Annotated in this window: 19 protein-coding genes; 8 read left to right on the plus strand and 11 right to left on the minus strand. The window is 63.0% G+C overall.

Features of this window, described 5'->3' with window-relative positions:
- Positions 1–121: 121 nt before the first annotated feature.
- The 5 genes from PPN31114_RS11045 to PPN31114_RS11065 all read right to left on the minus strand — a co-directional run bounded on the left by PPN31114_RS11045 (position 122) and on the right by PPN31114_RS11065 (position 4,787).
- The gene (locus PPN31114_RS11045) at positions 122–823 is read right to left on the minus strand and encodes an ABC transporter ATP-binding protein (RefSeq protein ID WP_150679561.1); all 702 of its coding nucleotides are present in this window, start codon (positions 821–823) and stop codon (positions 122–124) included.
- A complete protein-coding gene (locus PPN31114_RS11050) occupies positions 820–1,587 on the minus strand; it encodes an ABC transporter ATP-binding protein (RefSeq protein WP_150679562.1) in 768 nt (255 codons plus the stop codon). Before PPN31114_RS11050 ends, PPN31114_RS11045 begins: the two co-directional genes overlap by 4 nt.
- Positions 1,584–2,591, minus strand: coding sequence for a branched-chain amino acid ABC transporter permease (locus tag PPN31114_RS11055; RefSeq protein ID WP_150679563.1), 1,008 nt, complete (start codon positions 2,589–2,591; stop codon positions 1,584–1,586). The genes PPN31114_RS11050 and PPN31114_RS11055 overlap by 4 nt, the downstream gene beginning before the upstream one ends.
- Positions 2,591–3,448, minus strand: a complete 858-nt coding sequence (locus PPN31114_RS11060; protein ID WP_150679564.1) for a branched-chain amino acid ABC transporter permease — start codon at positions 3,446–3,448, stop codon at positions 2,591–2,593. Before PPN31114_RS11060 ends, PPN31114_RS11055 begins: the two co-directional genes overlap by 1 nt.
- Positions 3,449–3,581: 133 nt before the next feature.
- Entirely contained in the window at positions 3,582–4,787 is a 1,206-nt protein-coding gene (locus PPN31114_RS11065; protein WP_150679565.1) for an ABC transporter substrate-binding protein, read from the minus strand.
- Between the two features lie 227 nt (positions 4,788–5,014).
- Between PPN31114_RS11065 and PPN31114_RS11070 the strand changes: the two genes are divergently transcribed.
- On the plus strand, positions 5,015–6,061 hold the full coding sequence (locus PPN31114_RS11070) for a FadR/GntR family transcriptional regulator (RefSeq protein WP_174987940.1): 1,047 nt from the start codon (positions 5,015–5,017) through the stop codon (positions 6,059–6,061).
- 28 nt (positions 6,062–6,089) lie between these two features.
- Here PPN31114_RS11070 and PPN31114_RS11075 read toward each other — a convergent pair whose 3' ends face one another.
- The 3 genes from PPN31114_RS11075 to PPN31114_RS11085 all read right to left on the minus strand — a co-directional run bounded on the left by PPN31114_RS11075 (position 6,090) and on the right by PPN31114_RS11085 (position 11,956).
- A complete protein-coding gene (locus PPN31114_RS11075; protein WP_174987943.1) occupies positions 6,090–6,668 on the minus strand; it encodes a molybdopterin-dependent oxidoreductase in 579 nt (192 codons plus the stop codon).
- A 159-nt stretch (positions 6,669–6,827) separates the two neighbouring features.
- On the minus strand, positions 6,828–10,586 hold the full coding sequence (locus PPN31114_RS11080; protein WP_174987946.1) for an AfsR/SARP family transcriptional regulator: 3,759 nt from the start codon (positions 10,584–10,586) through the stop codon (positions 6,828–6,830).
- Between the two features lie 341 nt (positions 10,587–10,927).
- Positions 10,928–11,956 (minus strand): aliphatic sulfonate ABC transporter substrate-binding protein, encoded by a 1,029-nt coding sequence (locus tag PPN31114_RS11085; RefSeq protein WP_150679568.1) that lies wholly within the window; start codon positions 11,954–11,956, stop codon positions 10,928–10,930.
- Between the two features lie 500 nt (positions 11,957–12,456).
- Here PPN31114_RS11085 and PPN31114_RS11090 point away from each other — a divergent pair, with 500 nt between their 5' ends.
- Together PPN31114_RS11090 and PPN31114_RS11095 are read left to right on the plus strand one after the other, a co-directional pair.
- The gene (locus PPN31114_RS11090; protein WP_150679569.1) at positions 12,457–14,733 is read left to right on the plus strand and encodes a TonB-dependent receptor; all 2,277 of its coding nucleotides are present in this window, start codon (positions 12,457–12,459) and stop codon (positions 14,731–14,733) included.
- 159 nt (positions 14,734–14,892) lie between these two features.
- On the plus strand, positions 14,893–15,579 hold the full coding sequence (locus tag PPN31114_RS11095) for a Fe2+-dependent dioxygenase (protein WP_150679570.1): 687 nt from the start codon (positions 14,893–14,895) through the stop codon (positions 15,577–15,579).
- 97 nt (positions 15,580–15,676) lie between these two features.
- On the opposite strand, the gene PPN31114_RS11100 is transcribed toward PPN31114_RS11095, so the two are convergent.
- A complete protein-coding gene (locus tag PPN31114_RS11100; protein WP_150679571.1) occupies positions 15,677–16,237 on the minus strand; it encodes a Spy/CpxP family protein refolding chaperone in 561 nt (186 codons plus the stop codon).
- 262 nt (positions 16,238–16,499) lie between these two features.
- On the minus strand, positions 16,500–16,907 hold the full coding sequence (locus PPN31114_RS11105) for a DoxX family protein (RefSeq protein ID WP_150679572.1): 408 nt from the start codon (positions 16,905–16,907) through the stop codon (positions 16,500–16,502).
- A 374-nt stretch (positions 16,908–17,281) separates the two neighbouring features.
- Here PPN31114_RS11105 and PPN31114_RS11110 point away from each other — a divergent pair, with 374 nt between their 5' ends.
- The 3 genes from PPN31114_RS11110 to PPN31114_RS11120 all read left to right on the plus strand — a co-directional run bounded on the left by PPN31114_RS11110 (position 17,282) and on the right by PPN31114_RS11120 (position 19,412).
- Positions 17,282–17,869, plus strand: a complete 588-nt coding sequence (locus PPN31114_RS11110; RefSeq protein ID WP_150679573.1) for a hypothetical protein — start codon at positions 17,282–17,284, stop codon at positions 17,867–17,869.
- A 222-nt stretch (positions 17,870–18,091) separates the two neighbouring features.
- A complete protein-coding gene (locus tag PPN31114_RS11115; protein WP_150679574.1) occupies positions 18,092–18,493 on the plus strand; it encodes a PaaI family thioesterase in 402 nt (133 codons plus the stop codon).
- Between the two features lie 70 nt (positions 18,494–18,563).
- On the plus strand, positions 18,564–19,412 hold the full coding sequence (locus tag PPN31114_RS11120) for a patatin-like phospholipase family protein (RefSeq protein ID WP_150679575.1): 849 nt from the start codon (positions 18,564–18,566) through the stop codon (positions 19,410–19,412).
- A 41-nt stretch (positions 19,413–19,453) separates the two neighbouring features.
- Here PPN31114_RS11120 and PPN31114_RS11125 read toward each other — a convergent pair whose 3' ends face one another.
- Complete coding sequence (locus PPN31114_RS11125) at positions 19,454–20,464, minus strand: D-2-hydroxyacid dehydrogenase family protein (protein ID WP_150679576.1); 1,011 nt, start codon at positions 20,462–20,464, stop codon at positions 19,454–19,456.
- A 582-nt stretch (positions 20,465–21,046) separates the two neighbouring features.
- Between PPN31114_RS11125 and PPN31114_RS11130 the strand changes: the two genes are divergently transcribed.
- On the plus strand, positions 21,047–22,930 hold the full coding sequence (locus PPN31114_RS11130; protein ID WP_246182511.1) for a phosphoenolpyruvate carboxykinase (GTP): 1,884 nt from the start codon (positions 21,047–21,049) through the stop codon (positions 22,928–22,930).
- A gap of 455 nt (positions 22,931–23,385) precedes the next feature.
- Positions 23,386–23,805, plus strand: a complete 420-nt coding sequence (locus tag PPN31114_RS11135) for a type II toxin-antitoxin system VapC family toxin (RefSeq protein WP_150679577.1) — start codon at positions 23,386–23,388, stop codon at positions 23,803–23,805.
- Positions 23,806–23,865 lie beyond the last annotated feature (60 nt).

Raw genomic sequence — 23,865 nt, forward strand, 5'->3', positions numbered from 1 at the left:
ATCAGTCCTTTGAGGCGTCCGTCTCGCGGACGGACGCATTGGCACAATGGCGCGTGCGCTGTGCGGCGGAGCGGCGCGCGCCGGATTCGATGGCGTGTCGTTAGGGGGCAGGCGTTAGCCGTCAGGCCACACCGACGCCCAAGTAGCGATCTTTCACCACTTCGTCGGCGAGGAATGCGGCGTTGTCCGCGCCATAGACGATCACGCCCTGTTCAACGATGTAATGTCGGTCGGCAAGCTGCGTGCAGACTTCCAAATTCTGTTCCACGAGCAAGATCGCGACGCCCGCCTGCTTGATGAGCTTCAACTGGGCCACGATCTCTTCGACGATCACCGGTGCGAGACCTTCGACCGGTTCATCGAGCATGAGCAGACGCGGGTGATTCATCAGCGCACGGCCGATGGCGAGCATCTGCTGTTCGCCGCCGGACAACTGCGCGCCGCCGTTCTTGCGGCGTTCCTGCAAGCGCGGAAAGATCCGGTAAATGTCCGCGAGCTGCCACGGCGAATCGCGGCACGCACCGAGCTTCAGGTTCTCTTCGACAGTGAGCAGCTTGAAGATGCCGCGATGCTCGGGCACGAAGCACACGCCGCGCGCAGCAATGCGGTGCGCGGGCTGACCCGCGACGGGTTTGCCGAGAAACGAGATGCTGCCCGCCTTCGGCGTGACGACGCCCGCGATGGTCTTGAGTGTGGTGGATTTGCCTGCACCATTGCGCCCGAGCAACGTGACGAGCTCGCCGTCACCGACCGTCAACGACACGCCTTGCAGGATGTGGCTCTTGCCGTAATAGCTATGAACGCCTGCGACGTCGAGAATCATGCGCGGCCTCCGGTGATCATGTTGCCAAGGTAGGCGGCGCGCACGCGCTCGTCGGCGCGAATGGCGTCGGGCTTGCCTTCGACCAGCACGCGGCCCTGTTGCATCACGGTGATCGTGTCGGAGATGTCCATCACGATGTTCATGTTGTGCTCGATGAGCACGACCGTGTGATCGTCGCGCAGCCCGCGAATGAGTTGCTTCATGTCGTCGAGATCGTCGATCCCCATGCCTGAGGTCGGCTCGTCGAGAAAAATCGCCTTAGGACGTGCGGCGAGCGCCATACCCACTTCAAGCCTGCGCTGCTGACCGTGCGAGAGCGCGCCCGCTGCGGTGTTGGCGTGGCGCGTGAGCGCAAGGCGGGTCAGCACATCGTCGACAACCGAAGCGCAGGCCCGCGGGCCATCCGCCTTGCGCCAGCACGACAGCGCACGGCTTGGCGTGACGCCGAGGGCCGCTAGGCGCAAGTTCTCTCGCACCGACAGATTCTGAAACAAGGCGGTGACCTGAAACGAACGGGCGATGCCGCGCTGCACGCGCCGGTAGTCGGCTTCGGTGGTGACGTCATGGCCGTCGAACAAGATGCGCCCGCCCGAGACCGGCACGGTGCCGGTCAGCATGTGGAACAGCGTCGTCTTGCCCGCGCCGTTCGGGCCGATGACAGAGTGCACGGTGCGGGGTGCGACCCGCAGGTCGACACCATGCAGGGCCGTGAACTTGCCGTAGCGCTTGACGATGCCAGCGGCTTCGATGAGGGCTTCGCTCATGTCGGGTCTCCCTGCGTATCCAGTTTGCTGGGCTCGGCCGCGTCGCCATCGGCGTCGCGACGTTTGCCGCCGAGGCGATACCACAGCGACTCGCCCACGCCCCACAGGCCGCGATGCATGAACAGGCTCACGGCGATAAGCAGCAGACCGAGCAGCAGCAGCCAGCGCGGCCAGAGCGTCGAGAGCCAATCGGCGGCCAACACGTAGAACGCTGCGCCGAGTACCGATGCGAACAGGTTGCCCGTGCCGCCGATGACCGTCATCACCAGAATCATCTCGCTCGTGTGGTACTCGATGTTCGAGAGCGGCGCGATGCCCGTCATCAGCGCGTGCAGCGCACCGGCCAGTGCCGTGACCGCACCCGAGATCGCAAACGCCACGAGCTTGAAGGTTTTCACGTGATAGCCGATCGCCGCCGCACGCGTCTCGTTGTCGCGAATGGCGAGCAACGTGCGCCCGAACACCGAGTCGGCCACGCGAAGCAGCACGGCAAACACGATCAAAAAGATGACCGCAACGAAGGTGTAGTACTGCCACGGCGTCGTCAGCGGAATCAGCGTCTGATCGCCGACAGTGAGCGACTTACGCGGGATGTCGAGCAGACCGTTGTCGCCACCGGTCCAGTCGGTCGCCGTATAGGCGACGAAGTAGAACATTTGCGCGCAAGCCAGCGTGAGCATCACGAAATAGGTGCCCTTCTGCCGGATGGCAAAACTGCCGACCACCGCCGCGATCAACGCACCGAGCACGATGGCCGCGATGACGGCCACCGGCATCGGCAGCGACGTGCGCGTGAGCAAAATGCCCAGTGTGTAACTGCCGAGGCCGAAGAAGATGCCCTGACCGAACGACAGCAGCCCCGTGTAGCCAAGCAGCAAATTGCAGCCCAGCACCGCGAGCGCGTAGACGAGCACTTCGGTGGCGAGCGTGCCCGACGAGAGTGTCGCGGGCAGAATCAGCGTGACGGCCGCCGCCAGCAGCCAAAAACGGTAACGTGCCAACATCATCCCCTCCCGAGCAGGCCGTGCGGGCGCATGAGCAACACCGCCGCCATCGCCACATAGATCATCAGGCGCGCGCCTTCCGGCCAGATCGTGCTCATCAAGCTCTGCACGATACCGATCACTAGGCCGCCGACCAGCGCGCCGGCGAAGCTGCCCATGCCGCCGATCACCACGACGACGAACGCAATGCCTAACGCCTCGATGCCCATGAAGGGCTCGACGCCACGCACCGGCGCCGCCAGCACGCCAGCGAGTGCCGCCGTGCCCGCACCGAGCGCAAACGCGAGACTGAACACGCGGAACACGTTGATGCCGAGCAACGACACCATCTCCGACGACTCGCTGCCCGCGCGCACTGCGCTGCCCAGGCGGGTGCCTTCGAGCAGCCACCAGAGCACGGCGGCGAAGACGGCAGTGAAGCCGATCAGGAAGAGCCGGTATTTCGGATAAATGAAGCTGCCCCACATCACCACGCCGTCCAACGCGGCCGGTACGGGGACGTTGTCGCCGAGCGGACCCCACACAATGATGACGAGTTCCTGCACGACGAGCGCAAGCCCGACCGTCACGAGAATGTGAAATTCATGCGGCTTTTCGTAGATGTGCGAGAGCAGAACTTTTTCGGCAATCCACGCGACGGCACCCACGACGATGGGGCAGACGATCAGTGCGAGCCAGAACGACATACCCCATTGCATCGCCTGAAAGCAGAAGTAAGCGCCGAGCAGATAGAAGGCACCGTGCGCGAAGTTCACGAAGCGCAACAGGCCGAAGATGATCGATAACCCGACGGCGAGCAGGAAGTACAGCATGCCAATGCCGACGCCGTTGATGACTTGCAGCAAATAAACGTTCATGCGCGTCCCGAAGAGCTTGAGTGGACGTGGTCCGCCGCGCGAGCGTACGGTGACGCATCGCGCGGACGACAGAGGCGGGGACAGCGAAACGCGTCCCCGCGAACGGCAGCAACTGAGTGCGCGCTGGCGCGACTCAAGCCATCTTGCACTCGGTCTTGTCGAGCGGCAGGAACGACTTGCCTGCACTCACGATGTCGGCGTAGTCGTCGGCGTTCTTCATCTTCGACTTTGCCTTGCCCTTGAGCAGGTAGTAATTCTTGAGCACCTGGTGGTCGCCCTTGCGAATCTCTTCCGGCCCGGTGAGCCCGTCGTACTTCATGCCTTCCATCGCCGCGATCACCGCCTTCGGATCGGCGCTGCCCGCTTTGACCATGGCGTCGAGCATGAGCTTGGTGCAGATGTACGAGCCCGCGAGGCTGTAGTTCGGGTTTTGCTTGAAGCGGTCTTGCGTGCGCTTGACGAGGTCGAGGTTGAGCGGCGACGCGACCGCATGCCAGTACTGCGCGCCGAAATAGACGCCGTCGCACAAGTCGGCACCGAGCGTCTCGAACTGTTCCAACCCCGAGGCCCACGCCATCAGGATTACGCAGTTGTTCTTCATGCCGAAGCTCACGGCCTGACGTAGCGTGTCGGACGATTGCGAACCGAAATTTAGGATGAGCAGCACGTCGGGCTTGGCCGCCGCAGCATTGGTGAGATAGCCCGAGAATTCCTTCTCGGTGAGCGAGTGGTAGCTATTGCCCACGTGCTCGATGCCCTTCTCTTTGAAGATGTTTTTCGCGGCGGTGAGCAGCCCGTCGCCGAAGACGTATTGCGGCGTGATGGTGTACCAGCGCTTCGCTTTGGGATGCGCGTCGATGAGCGGACGCACGGTTTGTTCGATGGCGCCGAAGGTGGGCACCGACCAGCGGAAGGTCGCGCTGTTGCAGTCTTTGCCGGTGATTTCGTCGGCGCCTGCCGTGGTGATGAAAATGCCGCCAGCCTTCTCGGCTTCCTTGCCCATGGCGAGGGCTTCGGACGACAGAATGCCGCCGGCGAAGAAGCGTGCGCCCTTTTGCTGGGCGATTTCCTGCACACGGCGAATGGCCGTCGCGGGTTTTCCTTCGGTATCGAGTGTGGTGTAGGCGAGCGGTCGGCCGAGCACTTTGCCGTACTGCTCGACGATGAGCTTCATGCCGAGATCGGCGAACTTGCCGTTGGCGGCAAAGGGGCCCGACATCGGCACCGGACACGCCAGTTGAATGGCGCCGGAGGCCTGCGCGAACGCATCGCGGGTGGTGAGTAGGGAGCCAGGCAGAGACGCAGCGGCGGCGAGCTTCAACAGTTCACGACGATTCAAGATGGTCTCCAATGAAGGGGAGCAATCGTTCATGGGGTGCAAACGTGCAGCGCGTCACGCTCCGGTCAGGCAGCAACCTGGCAACGACGAAATGCGACGTCCGGGGCCTTATCCCTATCGGTCATATTTATTATGATAAATAGGATGAATTTGATCGTAGGTATAATGCTTTTCACTGTCAATCGGGAAAAAATATCGCCGAGGCACAGACCCAAACGAGGCGCCACATGGCATTGGATCCGCAAGCGATGCGAGAACCGTTGGAAATCAAACAACAGAAACGCGGCGATCTGGTCGCCGAAGCCATCAAGCGTCTGATCACCGAAGGCAACCTCTTGCCCGGCGATCGTCTGCCGCGCGAGATCGAGTTGCAGCAGATGTTCTCGGTGTCGAAGAGCACGATTCGTGAAGCGCTCAAGTCGCTCGAAGTGCAGGGGCTCATCAAGGTGAGCACGGGGCCGTCGGGCGGCGGCATGGTGGTGGAAGTGCCGCTCGAGCGCACGTTCCAGTTGATGCAGAACTATCTGTTCTTCAAAGAGGTGAGCATCGACGACATCTATACCGTGCGTCAGTTGCTCGAACCGGAGCTCGCCGCCGGTGCGGTGCCGCATCTCACCGAGGCCGATTTCGAGGCGCTCGAAAACAATATGACCTGTTGCAGCCCGGCGTCGCACGACCGGCGCGAGCTGCTGCGTCAGCGTCAGGCCGATGTCGATTTTCACGACATTCTCGCGGCCGCCAATCCGAATAGTTTTCTGCGTTTTACCTGCGAACTCGTCAACGAGATGATTCGCCAACTGATCGTGTTCGGCAACGAAACACCGCGTAAGGAACACGAGAAGTTCGGCACCGCCAACGTCAATATTCATCGCCAAATTACCGACGCCGCGCGCGCGGGCGACGCGCAGCGCGTGCGCGAACTCATGCAATTCCACATGCAAGAGGCGCGCACCTATATCAAGCGCATGAACGGGAAGTTGCGCGGGCGGTTGATTCTCGATTCGGATATCGCCGACATGCAGCAGCGCGTGCGCTCGCAACTCGGGGCGACGGCACCGGTGAAGACTTCGCGTGCGACGACGAAACGAAGCGTGGCCGCAGAGCCGGAAGTCGCCGTGGTGAAAGTGCCGCGCAAGACCGCAGCGAAACGTGTGGAGATCGGCGGCGCGAAGGCGGCACCGAAGGCCGCTGTGAAAGCACCGGCGAAGAAGGCGGTGAAAGCGGCGGGGAAGTCTGAAGTTGCAGCGCGTGCGCCGCGCCGCAAGACGACCTGATCGACCTGATATCGCGTCGCGCGCTGCGTTAGCGCGCGCCGGTTTCCGCCAGATGAACCGTGAGCCGCGTGAGTGCGCGCACTTGCCGCAACGCCACGCGCAAATCGCACGTTGAAATCAAACCGATGCCGCCTTCGTCTTCGCCCAGCGGCTGGCCATCGCGCTCATACACCACGAGCGCCCCAACACCCACCGGGGTGTTGTACAACTCATGCCACGAAAACATGACGGTGTATCCGTCGGCCCCTTCGGCGAGCACGTAGGCGCGGGTGAAGTCGCGCGCTTGCGGCAGACGCAGCCGCGCAACGTCGAGGAGTGCCGTGAGCCGCACGCCTTTGTAGTCGATGGCGCTGCGCACCTTGCGGCCGGACAAACACACGACGTCGAGCGGCCCGGTCAACTGCGTGGGCAGGCGCATGAGCGCAGCGAGGTCAAACGAATGCCGCCGATTCACGCAGCCGGAGACCACGACTTCGTGCGAGACGAGCGATGCGATGGCCGGTGGCGGACTCACTAACGTGAGCGCTGCACCGTTGGCGGTCAGACGAGAAGCGTCGGAAGCGGCCAGCGGGTTGGCCGCCGGCGCGCGCAAGGATTCGATGGGCATGTCGGATTCGGTGTACGGGCTTGGGGGCACCGGTCGCCTCAATATAGCGGCGGCGCCCCGCATGGACATACGAGGCGCCTGATAGCCGCTATTCAGCCCGCCGCAAAGGCCCGCCAGTGCGTGTCATATGCTCTGGATTGCCAGTAACGGGTGAGAGCATCAACTCCCGCAGCGTGCCGTGCGCCGCTCGGGCAACTGCGCGGAAAGATCGGCGAGCATGGCGCGCGCTTCCTGCACGTCTGCGAGACTCTCACCGCCTTGCAGCGCGTCGAGGGCTTCACGCAACAGCGCCGCGCTGTCGGCATCTCCCGGGGCTTTGCCGCCGCCCACGCGTAGCAGGCTCACGGCCGCACGCAGAGTCAGCATCGGCGACGCTTGTGCGCGCGCGATCTGCAACGCATGTTCGAGCCAAGGGCGCACGGCGTCTTCCGGGTGATGACCGGCACGCAGGAAGTCGCCCTTCTGCCGCAGGAATTCCGCCTGCCAATGCCCATCGTTGCGTCGTGCCGAGACATGCGCGCCGCGTTCTGCCGCATGTAGGCCCAGTGCGATATCGCCCGTGCCCGAGCACGCTTCCACCAGCAAGCCGAAGAAGATCCCTTCCACGCCCCCCATGATTTCGCTCAGACGCCCGACGCTGTCGGTAATGCGCTCCAGCCCGGCCACGTCGCCGCGCGAGGCAAGCGCCCAGCCGCGAATCGTCTGACCGGCCAGCGCCCAGAGCGCCACACCGGTTTCCGTGGCCACTTCCGTGGCTTCGCTCGCCAAGGCCTCGGCGGAAGCCACCTCACGGCGCAAGCGGCGCAGCATGGCCGCAAACACCAGCGCAAACGAGAACGAGTAGCGGCGACCCTGCTGACGCCCCATGGCCAGCGCTTCTTCGCTGGCCGCGAGCGAGGCATCGTGCCGCCCCGTGAACCAGTACGCCCACGACAGGAACGACAGGCCGGTGATCTTGGCATCTTCGCCAAGGCCGGTGTCCGCCGTCTCCGCACGGTAATGCGCGATACCGGTTTCGAGCGCCGTGACCGCACCGCCGAAGTCGCCCTGACAACACAGGCTGTTGCCCAGCGCGTAATAGGCGTGGGCGAGCAGCGGTGCCGCGTCGGCTTGTTCTGCGATCAGGATGAGCTTGCGGGCGAGATCGACGCTGCGGTCGAAGTCGCTCCATGAACTCGAGCCGAGCCACAGTCCCCAGTACACCGGGAACAGCGCGACGTCGTCGCCCATCGGCTGCGCGAGCGCCAGTGCCGTCTCGAAGTTGTGACGCGCGGGCTCGGAACCGTAGCCGTGCAGCGAGACGAGCGGCACGCCCATCGCCATGCGTAGTTGCAATTCATGCTGCGCGGTTTGGGTGCTGGTGCCGGTTTGGCGCAACACGTCGAGCGCGCTTTGGTAATGCGCGCAGGCCTCGCGGAACGCCTGCCGTCCAGTGGCATAACCACCTGCCAGTCGGTAATGCTCGATGGCGGCGTCGGGCTCGTCGGCTTGACGGAAATGCCACGCGAGCACTTCGGGTTCGGTCTGAACGATGGCCGGATCGTGCTCGCGCATCGAGAGGGCGATGCGGCGATGCGCGTCCTGCCGACGCTCTTGCGGCTGGGCGTCGTAGGCGGCCTTATGCAGCAGCGCATGCCGGAATACGTAGCGACCGCTCTCTTGCCGCTGTACCAGAGCGCAGGCCACGAGCGTATCGAGGGCGCGTTCGACGAGCGCCATGGTTCGCCCACTTGCCGAGGCGAGCATCTCCGCATGAAACTCGGGGCCGAAGCACGAGGCGAAATGGGCGACGGGCTTGGCGCTGCCCGCCGCGTCGATGCGCGCCATCATCAACTCTTGCAGGCTGGCGGGCATGGGCATGCCGGTGGCATTGCGCCCGCCCTGTTGCGCCGCGGTCGCGCGGGCGAGTTCTTGCAGAAACAGCGGTACGCCTTCGGCCAGATGCACGATGCGCTCGCGCATGGCGGCAGGCAGTGCCACACGCGGTGTCGCCGCGCGCACGATCGACGCGGCTGCCCCAGCATCGAGCGGCGCGAGATCGACACGGCGCAACGCCACCGTATGCCGCCACGGCACTTCGAATTCAGGCCGCGCGCAAACCATCAGCAAACGGCCCGCCGGTGGGTTCTCCGCCATGAGCGCGAGCAGTTCCTGCGTGGACGGGTCTGCCCAGTGCGCATCGTCGAGCATCAGCACGCCGTCGTCGGGCAGTAGCGAGGCGAGCAGATGCGGCGCTTCGTCGAGCACCGCTTGCTTCCACGCGTGCGGCGCGGAGATTTCAGCCGGTGACTCGAACAGGTGACGCAAACGCCGGTGCGCGAGCAGCGCCGGTTGCGGCAATTGCGATGCCTCGGTGGCCGACTGCGTGCGCAACCAGCGCGCGATGGGATGGAACGGGGTGCCGGCACCATCCTGCGCGCAGGCCAGATCGATCACGCGCAAGCCGCGTGTTTCGATGAAGTGGCGTGTGAGCGCTGACTTGCCGATACCCGCTTCGCCGATCACGAGCGCGACAACGCCATGGCCGGCGCTTGCATCGCGCACGCACGCATGGGCGGCGGCGAGTTCGGCCAAGGCCGAGTCGCGACCGAAGAGCATGGCGGCGCGGCGGCGCGAGCGGCGCTCCGGCGTCGGGTCGGGATTGACGCGAAAGACGGCAATGTTGCGATTGGCGTGGCGCTCGCGCACGCTGCCGTGCGGGGTACTGGCAAGGGCCACGCCGATCAGACGTTGCGTGGCGTCGCACATCAGCACTTCGCCGGGCTGTGCCATTTCCGCGAGTTGGACGGCGGAGCGCGAGACGCGTCCGCCCGTGTCTGGGCTGTCGTCGGCAGCGGAACTGATGACGATGCCGGTGTGAACGCCCACACCGATGCTCACGCGCGCGGTGGTGGCTTGCGCACAGCGCATGGCCGCTTCGACGGCGTGACGTCCGGCGCCTTCGAGCGCGGTCGGGTAGCCGAAGTAGCCGAGCAAACCGCCCGTCGGCGTGCGCAGTGTGTAACCCCACGACTGACGCAGAATCGTCTCGCATTGCACCAGCGGCGGACGCAGCACACCCACGAGTTGATCGGGGTCGTCGACGCCGTTCGGCGCAAATTCGACGGCGACCACCGTCACCTGCCGCCGCTCGGGGCCGGTGGCGCGTTGTTCCATGCGCGCGGGGGGTGTTTCCAGCAATTGCGTGAGCGCATCGCCCGGCAACTCACCGAGTTCGTCTCGCAGGATGTCGCACAAGCGGCGATATTCGTTCTCTGCTTCGTCGCGGCGTCCGGCGCGTAACAACAGTGCTAGCAGACATTGCCAACCCGATTCGTCGAAGGGGGCGAGCGAGACGAGTTGGCGCGCATGGGCGAGGGCTTGATCGAGATCGCCCAAGCGCGCATAGCCGTCGGCCAGCAGGCGCTCGCCGAAAACCCGGCGGCGCTGGTATTCGTCGCGCTGCAATTCGATCCACTGATCGAGATCGGGGGTGTCGCGCACCGACAGACCGTGCAGGAACGGGCCCTGATAGAGCGCCACGGCATCGGCCAGTTGTTGGAGATGGGCGGCGAGATCGAGGCCAGTTACGCCATCGAGCGTGCGGCTCGCCTGCGTGATCATGCTCGCGAAGACGTGGGCGTCGATCCACAACCCGGTCTCGGGGCGCAGGCGCACGACCTGGCGGTCCGACTCGAAGAGTTCGTCGCCGAGGGTGTCGCGCAGATGGAAGAGCATGCGCTTGAGCTTGTCGCGCCCGCCCTGGCCGTCTTCGTCGGGCCAGAACAGGTCGGCCAGCGCGCCGCGCGTGTGAAAGCCCGGTTGCAGGGCGAGATAGGCGAGCAGGCCGCGGGCCTTCGTGTACTTCACGGCACACGCCTGTTTGCCTTGTTCGACCCGCATCGGACCGAGCAGGTAGAGCGATCTGGTGGCTTGCATTGTCCCTGGACGGCAAATAGGCAACGCCGGCGCCCGCCCGGAGGCGAGTGCCGACGTTGCGAATTTCATAATGTCGTCGTGCCTGGCTATCGCGCAGTCAGCCCACGGTGTGTTTCCGGCAAACCCGGGAACCGGCGTGAGCGGTGCTGGGCAAATCTGGCACAACGCCAAGGGCCGTTCCGGGGGGGCTCCGGCCGTCTTTGTTCTCGTGTTGCAGGCCCAAGTATAAACAGGTGTATGAATCTCGTCGGCAATACCCGAGAAATCCGCACGTTATTGTGAGAATCGGGGCGCACACGCGTGGTTTTTGCAACAACCGCAGCGATGGGACGTTCGTGCGGTCAGGCAGGCGCTTGCCAAATGGTGGCGTCGGCGGCGTCGATACGCTTGGGCAGCAGACCCGCTTGCGTGAAGACGTCGGCAATGCGCTGCTGCTCGGCAATCGCGTCGCGCACCACGGGCTGCACGTCGTAACTGCGGCGTCGGTTTGCCGCTTCCACGATGGCGGTATCCACTCCCCACACCGGCGCCAATTGGGCGGCCGCTTCGCGCGGGTTGGTGCGCACCCACTGACCTGTCTCGCGCAGCGTCTGATACACCGCACGCAGGACGGCGTCGTGATCGCGCGCGAATGCCGGGGTTGCGAGGTAGTAGCGCTGATAACCGGCCAAGCCACGCGCCGTGGAGAGAATGCGGACTTTATCTTGCTGTTCGACGCTTGCGAAAAACGGATCCCACGTGACCCACGCGTCGACATTGCCGCTGGCAAAGGCGGCTCGTGCGTCGGCTGGGGTGAGATATGCGGGCTGCACGTCACTGAATCGGAGTCCGATACTTTGTAATGCGGCGATCAGCAGGTAATGCACCCCGGCGCCCTTGGTGACCGCTACCCGCTTGCCCTTCAGATCGGCCAGCGAGCGGATCGGCGAATTTTGCGGCACGAGAATCGCTTCGGCATCGGGCGACGGTGTTTCGCGCGCGACGTAGGCGATGCGGGCACCTGCGGCCTGCGCGAAGACCGGCACGGTGTCGGCCACGTCGGCCGAAAAGTCGATGCTGCCGACGTTGAGGGCTTCAAGCAACGGCAGGCCGCTCGTGAATTCGTGCCACGTGAGCGTGACGTTGTGCGGCGCCAGCGCTTTGGCGAGCGTGCCACGTGTTTTCGCCAGCACGATCAGCGTGGATGACTTCTGGTAGCCGATGCGCAACGTGAGCGGCGCGTCGGCGGCGCGGGCGTTGGCGCTATGCGTGAGCGAGCTCAATGCCCCGGCGGCGGTGCCGAGTGTGCCCAGCGTGGAGAGTGCGCTGCCGGCCAGCAGCGTGCTACCGGTGCGTTGGAGAAAGTGGCGTCGATTCGTTGGCGTGGACATATCGAGTGGAGTGGAGGCGCACTGCGCGAGCTCGACATGTAACGCGATGCCCCGGCGGCGCGCCAACAAGTTATTCCGATTTGCTTAGCCGCTTCCCGCGCATATCGATATTCACCACCGATGCCGTGTGCCGATATCGCGTCCGCTTCTATCGCTAACGTCCTCTATCTCGACAGGCGAAACCGTCGCGCCCGTTGAGAACCCTCCAAAAACTGTCAGGTTTGCTCATTAATTCGGCAGCCGTTGCGTCCGTGGTTCTAGGGAAAACCCGTGTGTCGCAGCGACATCGCGCCGCAATAGCGACTCAGTGTCGAAAAAGCATTCGCAGTGCTTTCATCGCCTTACCTCGTCACTGCACGATGTTGGTGCAATCGTATTACGGAGTATTACAGAAAATCCCATGATTTCATGGGGTTACCATCCTTTCAGATGCTTGTAATGAAAATCATTCCTATTTATATTCGCGCCGCAATTCACCACGACGCACAACGACACCGATCATGATGCAACGCAAGCCGCTGGCCCTGGCGATGATGGCCCTTTTCGCGACCCCGCTCGCCACTACCTTTGCGACGCCGGCCATGGCCCAGAGCGCCGCTGCCAGTCCGGCGGCTAGCGCGCCGACGCCCGCCGATGGCGCGCAACCGGCACCCGCAACCAACGCACAAGCGACCCCGGCGGCGGATGCGGGCGCGACGGCCCTGCCGCAGACCAACGTTTCGGGCAACTCGATTCGCGACGACTATCAGCGCGATATGTCGACGGTGGGCGGCAAGGTGCCGACGGCGATTCGCGACATTCCGCAGTCGGTCACGGTGATCGACAAGGCGGTGATGCAAGCGCAGGGTGCGACGTCGTTTGCCGACGCGCTGCGCAATTCACCGGCCATCACCATCGGCGGGGCCGAAGGCGGCCAGATCGGCAACAACATCAACTTGCGCGGCTTCACCGCCCGCACGGACATTTATCTCGACGGCTTCCGCGATCGCGGCCAGTACTATCGCGACACGTTCTATCTCGATTCGATCGAAGTGCTCGAAGGTCCGTCGTCGATGCTGTTCGGCCGGGGATCGACCGGGGGCGTCATCAATCAGGTGAGCAAGCAGGCAAACTTGAAGCCGCTGAACGAAGTGTCGGGCACCATCGGCACAAACGATCGCTACCGCACGTCGTTCGACGTCAATCACCCGCTCTCCGATACGGCCGCGTTCCGTATCAATGGCTTCGCGCAAGACATTCACACCACGCGCGACGTGATGAGCAATCAGGATTTCGGCATTGCCCCGACGCTGAAGCTCGGCATCGGCACGCCCACACAAATCACGCTGTCGGCGCTCATCGAACATAACCACGACATGCCCGATTACGGCACCGTGGGTTACAACGGCAGCCCGCTGCCGATTCAGAAGAACCAGTTCTACGGCCTGACGACCGACCGCACGGTGCAGGACGTGATGAGCTTCTCGGCCAAGATCGAACACAAGGTCGACGACAGCCTGAAGATCTCCAACCAGACGCAATACAGCCGATATGTGATCGACGCCATCGAAACGGCGCCGCACGCGGTGGGGGTGCCTAACGGCTCGGGCGGTTTCACGGCGCTGCCTGTCGGGCCGACCGCCGGAATTCCGTCGTACTCGCTCGATCAGCTCTGGGTGCAGTTGCAGAGTCACGACCGCAAGATCACCGACACGTCGCTCTATAACCAGACCGATGTCGTGAAGAAGTTCGACACGGGGCCGTTCAAGCACACGCTGATCGCCGGTGCCGAGATCGGGCGCGACACGTACGAGAACCAAACGTATCTGCGCACGGGGGCGGGGCAAGCGTCGGGGTATCTCGGCTGGATTCCGGCCGATAGTCAGGCGTATTACTCGAACTTGCCGAACGTGACGCAGACCGTCGGCAACCTCGCGCAGGGCAGCGCCGAAACGGTGGCGTTCTACGCGAACGACACGATCGAATTGAACAAGCAGTGGAAGATCGTCGGCGGCTTGCGCTGGGATCGCTACAAGGCGCAGCTCTCGAACACGATCAGTGCGCCGGGTTACGCGACGCAAACGGTCAACTACACGAGCGTGCGCACCGGTCTGATTTATCAGCCGAGCGAATCGCAGTCGTACTACTTCTCGTATGGCACGTCGTTCAATCCGTCGCTCGAACAACTGACCGTCACGAACAACACGCAAGCGCTGCCGCCTGAGACGAACCAGTCGTTCGAAGTGGGCAGCAAATGGAATCTGTTCGACGACAACCTCTCGATCAACACCGCGCTGTTCCAAGTCACGCAGAACAACTCGCGCACGCAGACCGGTACGAGCGGCGAATACACCGACGCCGGTAAGGTGCGCATTCGTGGCGCAGAGATCGGTGTGACCGGGCATATCACCTCGAACTGGCAGGTGATGGGCGGCTACATGTTCCTCAACTCGCAGGTGCTGCAAGCCAACGACGGCACGCAGGGCAATGTGCTTGCGAATACGCCGCGCCACTCGGTCACGCTGTGGTCGACCTACACGCTGGGGCATTGGGAAGTGGGCGGCGGCATGAACTACATGTCGATGCGCTATGCCGCGAATACCAATCTGATTCGCGTGGGCGGCTACACGCGCTGGGACGCGACCGTGGCCTATCACCAGCCGAAGTACGACATTCGCTTGAACCTGCTCAACGTGTTCAACAAGAACTACTTCGATGCGCTGATTCCGTCGGACGGCGGGCGTGCGGTGCCGGGCGTGGGTCGCACGGCGATGCTCACGGGCACGTATCGGTTCTGATCGCAGGGGCTGCGCGGCCCGCTGGCGCGGGGGCTTGATCCATCGCAAGCGGGCGGCTGCCGCGCCGACCGGGCTGCCGGAAAATGACGGACAATACGGGGCGCGAGCCGGCGGTGCTGCCGGGCTCGCGCCTTGCTATTTCACGAGGGATGCCCGCCGATGTTGCTGCATATTCCAAATGTTCTCAGCGCCGATCAGGTGCGCTGGATTCGCGCCAAACTCGATAACGCGGGCGACGCCTGGGTGGACGGGCTCGCAACGGCCGGTTACCAAGGCGCGCCCGTCAAACAGAATCAGCAGATCGACGAACGCTCGGCCATCGCACGCGAGTTGGGCGATGTGATTCTCGGTGCGCTCGAACGTCATCCGCTGTTCATCAGCGCTGCGCTGCCGAACAAGGTCTATGCGCCGATGTTCAACCGCTACGGCGAGGGCATGCATTTCGGTAACCATGTCGACGGCGCGATTCGTTTGCAGCCGGGCAGCGGTATGCGCATTCGCACCGACGTGTCGGCTACGCTATTTTTGGCGGGTCCAGACGAATACGATGGCGGCGAACTGGTGATCGAAGACCAGTACGGCGCGCATCAGGTGAAGTTGCCTGCGGGCGATATGGTGCTGTATCCGGCAACGAGCTTGCATCGCGTCAATGCGATTACGCGCGGCTCGCGCGTGGGCTGCTTCTTCTGGGTGCAGAGTCTCGTGAAGGACGACACGCAGCGCACGTTGCTGTTCGATATGGACAACGCGATTCAGCGGCTCAATTCGTCCGATGCCGACGAGACCGCGCGCCGCACGCTGATCGGTTGTTATCACAACTTGCTGCGTATCTGGAGTGAGACGTAAGCGAAGCCGCCATAAAAAAACGCCCGGTCCCAATGGACCGGGCGTGTCACGAAGCGCCGGACTATCGCGTCCGGCTGCGCTGGCCTCGCGCTTATTGTTACTGAGCGGCCGGCGGCGTCGCTGCCGGGGCACCCGGGGCGCCCTTGTGCATCTGGCGATGTTGCATCGCCTTGTCGTGCCAAGCCTTCATCTTTGCCCAACGCGCCTTGATCGAGTTGCTCACGAGGGTCTTCTGACCGTCGTCGAGGCCGTTGTACACATTCAGCCAAGCATCCTCGGTCTGGCTGCGAAGTTGACGGTTCTGATCGAAGACCTTCTCGCGGGCGGCGCGCATGCCGGCCAGGTCGAGAATCTTCTGATCCTTCGCTTGCGCGATCATCTGACGGAATTGCTCGCCGTTCTGGCGCATCGCATCACGGTTCTGCTTCGACGTGGCGACGGCCTGCTGCCAAGCTTGTTCCTGCTGTGCATTGAGCTTCAGTTGATCGTGCAATTTCTTGATATCGCCCAGCCCCCACGGACCGTGTTCGCCGCGCATATGGTGCATGGCGGCTTGCGGACCCGTGGCCGGCGCAGCGGCGTCGGCGGCATGGGCCACGCCAAACATCGAGGTGGCGACGAGGATGGCCGACGCTGCGGCGATCTTCAGTTTGCGCATGGTGTTGACTCCTGTTGATACTGCCGGAATTGGCAGTTTCAGAGTAAGTCATTGCCCCGCTGAACAAGTTGCAAAGTGCAACGGCCGTATTACTTGACGTTACCAGCGCCCGCTCTCGCAATATTCCGAAACGACTCGGCCCGCCGGTGTCGTGAATGCTCGACACCGGCGGGCCGTTGTGAAAATCGCGTGACAGTTTGCAGCACCTACAGTTCCCGAAATTTAGGGGCTGGGTGGCGCGAAGCTGTCATTCTGCCAACGCTCAATCCCAGGCGCCGCGACCGCCCGACACGCTGTAGCGCCCGGCACCGAAGAGCATCACGCACAGGCCCATGAACAGATAGAAGCCTTGCAGCTCGAGCGCCCAGCCGCCGGTGTTCGACAGTTGGCCGAGTTGCGACGAGTGCACCAGCGTGAACGCGACAAGCATGTTGCCCACGACGAGCAGGCCGCCCAGACGGGTCAGCACACCGAGGATCAACAGCACGGGTGCCAGCACTTCGCCGAGATAGGCACCGTAGGCGAGAAAGCTCGGCAAGCCATGCGAGGTAATCATGCCTTCGATGAAACCGACGCCATTGATCACTTTGCTCACGCCGTGAAACAGCAGCAGGATACCGAGGGTAAGACGCAGGATCAGTTTGCCAAGATCGTCTTTGGTGCTCTGCATGGTAAGGCTCCTTCCTTTCTTGCGGATGTGCGCAACGGGGGCTGATGGGTTCGAGGTTACGTCGGTGCGCCGGGTAGGGTGGCGCGCCGGTCAAATCGGCACCACTGTATCAAATCGTTACCGCGCTGTCTGCGGCAGTCCCAACCTTTTCAGGGGCTTAGCGAGAAATCTCCCCGACATGCCGATTACAGCCGGTTACTTTTGCGGCTAAGCCGTTACACGGCGGCTGTCGGCGCGCGGACGGCGGGCCCCGTTATTCGGCTTAAGGGCACGGCAAACGTTTCGGCAATCCCGCCGACGGTGCCAGCCCCGACCGGCATCGGGCCGACGTGGTGAGGCAGCCGCCCTCCGCGCAAGCAAATAAGGAATCCATCATGAACTTCCGCAAAACTCTGATTCTGAGCGCCGTGACCGTTGCCCTGGGTGGCGTGTTCGCCGGGCAAGCCTTCGCACAGAGCACCGCGACGGAAACTTCGCGCGACATCAATCAACAGCAACGTATCGAGAACGGTCTGAAGAGCGGTCAGTTGAGCACGAAGGAAGCGTCGAAGCTCGAGAAGGGCGAAGCCAAGATCGATCGCATGCAGGCGCACGCCGATCACACCGGCGACACGGCGGCTGAAAAGGCACGGATCGCTGCCGCGCAGAACCACGAAAGCGCGAAGATTTCGCAGTTGAAGAGCAACGGCGTGGTGGCCAACCCGAATTCGAAGTCGTCGGAGCGCATGCAGGCCGACGTGCAACGTAACGTCGATCAGCAAAAGCGCATCGCACAGGGGCAGGCCGCGGGCACGCTCAACAACCGTCAGGTCGGCAATCTCGAACACGGGCAAGCGCATGTCGATACCGCTGAAGCCCACGCGGGCCAGAACGGCCACGTGAGCGCGGGCGAGCAAGCCGGTATTCAGCACAAAGAGAATCACCAGAGCAACCGCATTCGTCACGATAAGACGAACGGCTAACGTGCCGCGTTCGGGCAAGGCGATCTTGGACTCGTAGTCTCATTGGGTTCGCCAAAATCACACGCTCAGGCAGGACGAACGCGGTACTGACATCAGCGCCATCTAATAGGCGCTTGCGCCACCCCTTACCGGGTGGCGCTTTTGTTTTGGGGCGCGCCCAGGGGTTGGATGGCGCTATCATCGTCGTCATCAATTAAGCAGCTAACGAAAAGGACGGTCGCGATGGAGCTGGTGCAAGCGCAGAAGATGTTGGAAGAGCTCGTTTCTCCGTGGGTGCGGCAATTGAATTTGCAGATCGTGGCGACGGGGCCGGAGCAAAGCGAGTTGCGTCTGCCGTTCGATGCGGCGTTCAAACATGGCGGCGGCGTCATCTGCGGACAGACGTTCATGGCGGTGGCCGACACCGCGATGGTGGTGGCGTTGTCGGCGGCGCTCGGCGGCTTTCAGCCGATGACGACCGTGACGCTGAACACGCAATTCATGCGGCCGGTGACCGATGGCGATCTGCGTGTCATCGCGCGCATTTTGCGCAAGGGGAAGAATTTGGTGTTCGGCGAGATCGAGATCTTCGATGCGTCGGGCAAGATGGCTGCGCACGCGACGACTACGTACGCGTTGCTTTGAACGAAGCGTCGGCGGGCGCTTGGGCATGACATGACACGCCACGACACGAGCGTGCGGCGGGGAGGGCACAGTGTTCGATCAGATCGTATTTGCCGGTGGCGGGAATCGCTGCTGGTGGCAGGCAGGGTTCTGGGAACGGGTGACACGCGACGTGCCGTTGCAGCCGCGCGTGATTGCCGGTATCTCGGCCGGGGCGGCCACGGCGTGCATGTTGCATATGCGCGCGTCGGCGTGGGTGATGGATTACTACCGGGAAGCGCTCGCCGATAACCGTAAGAACGCCTATTGGGGCAACCTGCTGCGCCGCGAGCGCGTGTTTCCGCACTACCGGATTTATCGTCAGGCGTTGCTCGACATCTACGACGGTCAATTGGAGAAGCTGGCTGCCGGGCCGGAGATTCGTGTGGGGGTGTCGCATATCCCGCGTTGGCTCGGGCCGAGATCGGCGACGGCGGCAGGGCTTGTCGCGTACAACATCGATAAGCATGTGCGCCGCACACTGCACCCGACGCTCGCACGCAGTTTGGGGTTCCGGCCGGAGTTTGTCCGGGCGCAAGATTGTGCGACTACGGCGGATTTGGCCGACCTGATGCTGCAATCGTCCTGCACACCACCGTTCACGCCGATTCTGCGTCGTGGTGGGCGGGCCGTACTCGATGGCGGCATGGTGGATAACGTGCCCGTCGACGCGCTAGACGCCACGCCGGGGCAAGTGCTGGTGCTGGTGACGCGGCGCTATCCGCGTCCGCAAATCTTCACGCAGCACCACGCGGGGCAAGACCGGCTCTATGTGCAGCCGTCAGAGCCGGTGCCTATCTCGAGCTGGGACTACACGCGGCCCGACATGATGGGTCCGGCGTACGCACTCGGGGAGAAGGATGGCGAGACGTTCCTGCGGCATCTGGAGACGCTGAGGTAGTCCCGCCGTCCGGCCGCGAGTGGCTAGCGATTGGTTAGCGACTAGCGGCCGAACCCTAGCAAGGCGGCCGGGTTCGCTACATGAGCGCGATCGCCGTTCAGGAAGTCGACGATGTTCTGGAACGCCACGCGGAAGTACAGTTCGTAGCTTTCGTGCTCGACGTAGCCGATGTGCGGCGTGCAGACGCAATTCTCCAGACGCAGCAGCGGGTTGCCTTGCAGAATGGGCTCGCTCTCGAAAACATCGATGGCGGCCATGCCCGGGCGGCCGCGATTGAGCGCGGTGATGAGCCCGTTTTCTTCCACCAACTCGGCGCGGCTCGTGTTCACGAAGAGCGCGGTGGGCTTCATTTGCTGAAGGTCTTCGAGCTTGATGATGTGACGCGTTTCTTCATTCAGGCGCAGATGCACCGAGAGCACGTCGCTCTGCGTGAAGAGTTCTTCCTTGCTGCCGGCCACGCGCAGGCCATCGGCGGCGGCGGCTTCGCGGGAGCCTTCGCGGCCCCACACCATCACTTCCATGCCGAACGCTTTGCCATAGCCCGCGATGAGCTTGCCGATCTTCCCATAGCCCCACAAGCCGAGCGTCTGACCGCGCAACACTTGGCCCAGACCGAAGTTCGGCGGCATGCTCGACGACTTCAGGCCCGACTGCTGCCAGGCGCCGTGTTTCAGGCTGGAGACGTATTGGGGAATGCGACGTTGGGCGGCCATGATCAGCGCCCAGGTGAGTTCGGCCGGTGCGATGGGTGAGCCGACGCCTTCGAGCACGGCAACCCCTCGGGCGGTACAGGCGTCGATATCGATGTGATTGCCTGCGCGCCCGGTCTGGCTGATGACGCGCAGACGGGGCAGTTTATCGATGAGTTGAGCGGTGATTGCCGTGCGTTCGCGAATCAGTACCAGCACCTCGGCCTCGCCGATGCGGGCACTGAGCTGGCCGACGCCCTTGACGGTGTTGTTGAAGACTTTGACGTCGTGACCGGCCAATAGGGAAAAGCAGTCGAGCTTGCGAACGGCGTCCTGATAGTCGTCGAGAATGGCAATTTTCATGGCAAAACGTAATCGGTTCGGCGCGCGGCTGGTGGGCGATGCGCTGACGTAACAGTTATCGGAGGCCGCCTGGTGGGGCGGGCGCACTGGTCGTTGACGCGGCTGGATCGGTGCGGCGAATGCCTGACAAACCTCGGGCATAAATCGGGCAAAACCCGCGCCAGCCTTGTTGCGACGCAGCACCGGCGTATTTTGCTCGGTGGTATGCTGACGCCTCGTTTTGCATAGTATGGCAGGTGTCCTGGCAACCATGGCGAAACCGCCCAAACACGATGGCAAAAAATCGAACCCACCCCGCAAAAGCAAGTCGGACCCGGTGAGCGAGACGCCTGCTGCGCACTTACCCGTGCGCATGTTGCCCCCTGCCTTTCCGCGTGTGTCGCATCTGATGCGATGCATTCAAGCTTTCACGCGGCCCGTGCCGGTGGGCGCCGAATTTTCCGGTGCGCATGGCAAGCGTCGGTGCAATGTAGCTCGTCCGGTATCCCCAACCGGGCGCGCCGCCCCGACGCCCAGCGGTGCCCGCGCGTCGAACGTCAAACGTTCGCCCCGATTTACCGACTCTGCATGGAGACAACTCCCATGACGCAAGCTAGCAGCGCGACAGCGCTCAATACCCCCTCCTCGTCCAATGTCGTCACCCGTGATCTGCCCACGTGGGTGCGTCACCGCAAGCTGATCGACTGGGTGTCGCAGATCGCTGCGATCACTCAGCCCGCGCGCGTCGTGTGGTGCGATGGTTCGCAAGAGGAATATGACCGTCTGTGCGAGCAGATGGTCGCCGCCGGCACGATGAAGCGGCTTAACCCGGCCAAGCGCCCGAATTCGTTCCTTGCGCTGTCCGATCCGTCGGACGTCGCCCGTGTGGAAGACCGCACGTTCATCTGTAGCGAGAAGCGTGAGGATGCCGGTCCGACTAACCACTGGATCGATCCGCGCGAAATGCGCACGACGCTCGACGGCCTGTTCGAAGGCTGCATGCGCGGCCGAACGATGTACGTGGTGCCGTTCTCGATGGGCCCGCTGGGTTCGCCGATCGCACACATCGGTGTCGAACTCTCGGACACGCCGTACGTGGCCGTGAACATGCGCATCATGACCCGCATGGGCCGCGCGGTGTACGACGTGCTGGGCGAAGACGGCGAATTCGTGCCGTGCGTGCATACCGTCGGCAAGCCGCTGGCTGAGGGCGAGAAGGACGTGGCATGGCCGTGCAACAACACCAAGTACATCGTTCACTTCCCCGAGACGCGTGAAATCTGGAGCTACGGCTCGGGTTACGGCGGCAATGCGTTGCTGGGCAAGAAATGCTTCGCGCTGCGCATCGCATCGAAAATGGGCCGCGACGAAGGTTGGCTGGCCGAGCACATGCTGATCCTGGGCGTGACCTCGCCCGAGGGCAAGAAGTACCACGTGGCCGCGGCGTTCCCGTCGGCTTGCGGCAAGACTAACTTCGCGATGCTGATTCCGCCCAAGGGCTTCGAGGGCTGGAAGGTCGAGACCATCGGCGACGACATCGCCTGGATCAAACCGGGCAAGGACGGCCGCCTTTACGCGATCAATCCGGAAGCCGGGTTCTTCGGCGTGGCACCTGGCACGAGCGAGAAGACCAATCCGAACGCGCTGGCGACGCTCGGCGAGAACGTGATTTTCACCAACGTGGCGCTGACCGACGATGGCGATGTGTGGTGGGAAGGTCTGACCGACACGCCGCCGGGGCATCTGATCGATTGGCAGGGCAAGGACTGGACGCCGGAGAGCGCGAAGGAAACGGGCCGCAAGGCGGCGCATCCGAACTCGCGCTTCACGGCACCGGCATCGCAATGTCCGTCGATCGACGCTGACTGGGAGAACCCGGCGGGTGTGGCGATCGATGCCTTCATCTTCGGTGGCCGCCGCTCGACAACGGTGCCGCTCGTGACCGAAGCGCGCGACTGGACCGAAGGCGTGTACATGGCCGCGACCATGGGCTCGGAGACCACCGCGGCGGCGGCGGGTCAGCAGGGTGTGGTGCGTCGCGATCCGTTCGCGATGCTGCCGTTCTGCGGCTACAACATGAGCGACTACTTCCAACATTGGTTGGACACGGGCGCACATCTCGACAAGACGGGCGCAACGCTGCCGAAGATCTATTGCGTGAACTGGTTCCGCAAGGGCGCCGACGGCAAATTCGTGTGGCCGGGCTTCGGCGAAAACATGCGCGTACTGGCATGGATGTTGGGCCGCATCGACGGCACCGCGCAGGGCGTGGAAAACGCATTCGGCATCACGCCGCGTTACGAAGATCTGAACTGGGACGGTGTGTCGTTCACGCCTGCACAGTTCGACGACGTCACGTCGATGGACCCGGCCGCGTGGCACGACGAACTGAAGCTCCACGCCGAGTTGTTCGAGACGCTCAAGCACAACCTGCCGCAAGCGTTGCTTGATACCAAGGCAGATATCGAGCGTCGGTTGAAGGCGTGATCGATTGCGTCGTGCACTGCGTTTGCAGTGTCGGCGCACGATTAGCTTCACGGTATCGACGTGAAAATCAGAATCCCATCGGAGGCGACTCCGGTGGGATTTTTGTTTTCTTGTGATCCTTCCGAAAGGCTTGCTGCGTGGGGATTTTCGCGACTTTTTACTCGCACTAGGTGCTAGCATTTCCCTCACCATCCGAGGGTGGATGGCAATGAAGCACTCGAAAACTTGGGGGTGAGTATGCACACGATGATGATTGCGGGAATCGATGAGCCGCTGATGAGATCGATTCGCTCGCGTGCGGCATTGCATAACCGGACGCCAGAGGAAGAGGCGTTGGCGATATTGGAAGGCGTGGCACATCGGCCCGGTTGGCGCTCATTTGGCGAGGCGCTAATGAGTATGCCGGACGTCGGCTTGGACAGCGACTTTGCGCGCGAAAATTGACGGAGAGCGTGATGTATCTGGTAGACACGAATGTCGTCAGCGAATTACGCAAGCGAGGGCGCAGCGATCCCGGCGTGGCGGCTTTCATTCAATACACCATGGAGCGTAGCCTGCCACGCTACCTCTCGGTGATCAGCATTGGTGAGATGCGTCGTGGTGCTGCGTCGTTACGTTGTCGAGGCGACGCGCCACAGGCGGTGTTGGTTGAGAATTGGCTCGAGTCGATCTTGTACGATTACAGAGGCTTTGTGCTTCCGGTGACGGAGGAGATCGGGCACACGTGGGGTCGTCTACGCGCTAAACACAAGGAACACGCCATCGACAAACTGATCGCTGCGACGGCGTTGGTGCATCGTCTGGTGGTGGTGACGCGCAACGTCAAAGATTTCTCTGACACTGGCGTTGAAGTGCACAACCCGTTTCTGCATTGAGGGGGCGGGCGCTTGCCGCCCCGCCCGGCGTCACTTCGATGGCCGCTGAATTGCCGCCGA

The organism is Pandoraea pneumonica, assembly GCF_902459645.1.
GTDB lineage: Bacteria > Pseudomonadota > Gammaproteobacteria > Burkholderiales > Burkholderiaceae > Pandoraea > Pandoraea pneumonica.